This window comes from Allobacillus salarius (genome assembly GCF_007559425.1).
GTDB classification, from domain to species: domain Bacteria; phylum Bacillota; class Bacilli; order Bacillales; family Alkalibacillaceae; genus Allobacillus; species Allobacillus salarius.
Genome location: NZ_VMHE01000086.1, coordinates 1 through 396, shown reverse-complemented (window position 1 = coordinate 396; position 396 = coordinate 1). Strand labels below are relative to the sequence as shown.

At 33.1% G+C, this 396-nt stretch carries 1 protein-coding gene; it reads right to left on the bottom strand.

The features are described from left to right. Nucleotides 1-236 precede the first annotated feature (236 nt). Nucleotides 237-396, bottom strand: a 160-nt coding sequence (locus FPQ13_RS13255; RefSeq protein ID WP_144089750.1) for a hypothetical protein, incomplete at its 5' end; no start/stop codon positions are given.

Here is a 396-nt window from a genome sequence, read left to right as displayed (position 1 = left end):
TTTGCCTTCATCATCGTTGTTATCTTTTGATTTTCCATTATCTCCATCTGATTCTTCAGCAAAAAACTGTAATTTGAGTTTTAACTTCTCTTGGATATCCATAGTTTTTACACCTCATTTATTTACTCTTGATTAGTTTTAAGCCATACATGGTTCGGGCTGTTACACTTGCATCTTTTATTGTCATAAGCATGGTTTGGACATAAAAAATAGCCAACACAATTAAGTGCTAGCTATTAAAAGAGAGGTTCATTATATTTCGATTTTTCTTTATCGGCTAATACTGCCGACCTTACGCTGTCTAAGTTTGCATCAATAATAACTGTTTCGTTTCGCTTTTGTAACTCTTTACGTATACCTTTTAACTCTCTTGCTATGTCTCTAAGGTATTTGTCA